The organism is Donghicola tyrosinivorans, from assembly GCF_003003355.1.
Lineage (GTDB): Bacteria > Pseudomonadota > Alphaproteobacteria > Rhodobacterales > Rhodobacteraceae > Donghicola > Donghicola tyrosinivorans.
Genome location: NZ_PVTQ01000046.1, coordinates 1 through 2,573 on the forward strand (window position 1 = coordinate 1; position 2,573 = coordinate 2,573).

The 2,573-nt window shown below is 58.5% G+C and carries 3 protein-coding genes and 1 pseudogene; 3 read left to right on the forward strand and 1 reads right to left on the reverse strand.

The genetic code is table 11. The annotated features are described in order from the left end of the window. Positions 1–31: 31 nt before the first annotated feature. Positions 32–268 (reverse strand): hypothetical protein, encoded by a 237-nt coding sequence (locus CLV74_RS22960; RefSeq protein WP_170108139.1) that lies wholly within the window; start codon positions 266–268, stop codon positions 32–34. Positions 269–370: 102 nt separating this feature from the next. Between CLV74_RS22960 and tnpA the strand changes: the two genes are divergently transcribed. From tnpA to tnpC, 3 genes and pseudogenes are all read left to right on the forward strand, one after another. Next, positions 371–802 (forward strand): IS66-like element accessory protein TnpA, encoded by a 432-nt coding sequence (gene tnpA, locus CLV74_RS22335; RefSeq protein WP_106269134.1) that lies wholly within the window; start codon positions 371–373, stop codon positions 800–802. Next, positions 799–1,152 (forward strand): IS66 family insertion sequence element accessory protein TnpB, encoded by a 354-nt coding sequence (tnpB, locus tag CLV74_RS22340; RefSeq protein ID WP_106269136.1) that lies wholly within the window; start codon positions 799–801, stop codon positions 1,150–1,152. The genes tnpA and tnpB overlap by 4 nt, the downstream gene beginning before the upstream one ends. A 68-nt stretch (positions 1,153–1,220) precedes the next feature. Continuing rightward, positions 1,221–2,480, forward strand: a pseudogene (gene tnpC / locus CLV74_RS22345) (IS66 family transposase); the annotation flags it as partial. Positions 2,481–2,573: the final 93 nt, after the last annotated feature.

Genomic DNA, 2,573 nt, shown 5'->3' on the forward strand with positions numbered 1-2,573 from the left:
CGGGATGGAGCAGCCCGGTAGCTCGTCAGGCTCATAACCTGAAGGTCGTAGGTTCAAATCCTACTCCCGCAACCAAAAATAATTCCGAAAATATATCAGATACTTGGCTTTCTGGTCTATTCAAAGCGGTTGCCGTGGAGCCCGTCGCAAGGTTCAACAGCGCGCCTAGCTCACCACTCAGATCGATCACATAGCCGTCGCACTGTTCATGCGGGATCAGCACGATCCTCTCGATCAGCCCCCGCAAGCTCTCCCAACTCTCAACCATCTTGACCTGCCACGGGAATTTTCGTAAGCGCAGTCCCATCACCCTCGTAGATGTTATTTTCAGTTTCTTCGAGAAGGAGCCGTCCAAATATGGAGGGTTCTTATGGATACTACGGTACAAAATTACGTAACTTGTCACAGTGCCGAAGAAGGATACGGCGGGCGTATTGATGTGGTGAGTAGTCCGACTGGCCGGCGTCGGTGGCCGGAACATGTGAAAGCGGAGCTGGTTCTGGAGAGTTACCGGGATGGCGTTTCTGTCGCGGATGTTGCCCGCAAGCATGGCATCTCCGCGCCCCAACTTCATTCCTGGCGTCGTGCTGCTCGTGAGGGCGCTTTGGCAATGCCGGATGACGACATCCTTGGGTTGGTCCCTGTTGTCGTTGAGGCGCCCGCCGACGAAAGCGGTCTTGCCACTGCCAAAGAGGGCGATGCCATCATCCTGGAAGTCAAGGGCGTTCGGGTTTTGGTGCCAGCAAGATTTGCCCCCGACCATCTTGGTCGTGTTTTGTCTGCCATTAGGGCTTCCACATGATCCTGCCTGGAGGGGCGTACCACGTCTATCTGGCAACGCGGCCGATCGACTTCCGGAAGGGACACGCGGGTTTGTCGCTCATGGTACAAACGGTACTGGGGCGTGATCCGTACAGCGGGGCGATCTTTGTTTTTAGATCGAAGCGCGGCGACAGGATCAAGATTCTGGTCTGGGATCAGACGGGTCTTGTACTGGTCTACAAACATCTGGAAGGGGGCCAATTCCAGTGGCCCCGGCCCGCGGAGGGTGTGATCAGGCTGACGCCTGCACAGTTCACGGCCCTGTTCGAAGGGTTGGATTGGAAGGCGGTTCGGGCCGAGCGGCGCCGTCAACCCAAACGCGCTGGATAGCATGCGGCGGGGTGACTCATGGGGGGGAATTTTGCAGCGTAAACAGGCATGGCGGTGTATAAAAGGTCATGCCTGCCTCAAACCAAATCAGCCCCGAATATGTTGCCGATCTCGAGCAACGATTGGCCCGCGCAGAGGCGGCCAACGCGGCTTTGGCTTAGGCCAATGCACGGCTGGAACGGCTGTTGATCCAGTCTCGACACGCGCGGTTTGGCGCAAGTTCGGAAAAGGGTGACCCCGATCAGCGCAATCTCTTTGCTGAAGATATCGAGGTCGCGGAAGGGCAGTTGGCGGCCGCGGGAGAGGCCGCCGATAAAGCTCTTGACAAGGCGTCTCGGCAGGCGTCCTCTACAAACCGGAACAAAGGGCGGCTGCCGGAGCATCTGGAGCGTGTCGAAGAAGTCATCGAACCCGCGAACACGTTCTGCCCCTGTGGGTGCGGTGAGATGGTTCGGGTCGGGGAAGATCGCACCGAACGGCTCGATGTCATGCCGGCCCGGTTCAGGGTCTTGGTCACCGTGCGTCCCAAATACATATGCCGGGCGTGCAAGGGTACATCCCATGCGCAAGCCCCGGCGCCGGAATCCCTTGTGCCGCGCGGTCTTGGGACAAACCGGTTCGCCATCCATGCTGTCGTGTCCAAATTCTGCGACCACCTCCCCTTCTACCGACAAGCCGAGATCTGGCGCCGGGAGGGGATCGAGATTGATCGCACCATGCTGGCCAATTGGGCGGGACGCGTTGCATTCCACCTCGGGCCGCTCATCGACGCTTTGATCGATGATCTGAAAGCGAGCGACCATCTCTTCGCAGACGAGACCACGGTCCCGGTTCTGGCCCCGCGCACGGGAAAAACCCGAAAGGATTATCTTTGGGCCGTGGTCCGTGACCAACGGGGCTGGGGAGGAGGCGATCCGCCAATCGTGGTGTTCCAGCATTCCAGAAGCCGGAGCGCCAAAACCGCTCAAGAGGTCTTCCGCGACTTCCAGGGGCGCCAGCTGACCGTTGATGGCTATGCCGGATACGATGCGTTAAGTGATCCGAAGAAAACCAATGATCCTTGGACGATGGCCTATTGTTGGACGCATTGGCGACGCCGCTTCGTCGATTACAGCCGCACGACACCTTCCCCGATTTGTCTGGAAATGACCAATCGCATCGCGCAGCTTTATCGGATCGAGGCTGATATCCGCGGCAAAGCGCCGGACGTTCGGCGCGCCGTCAGGCAACAGCTTTCCAAGCCCATCTTGGATGCCCTGCGTCTTTGGCTGGAAGGGCAACTCGACCTGCTCTCCTCAAGCTCGGATCTTGCCCGACACATCAGGTACAGAGGTGGTCCGCGTTTTTCGACCAGTTTGCCGCCGCGCTAAGCTATAGCATTGGTTTCATTTCAGGCGGCAACCTTCAGGTCCGGAGCTCGT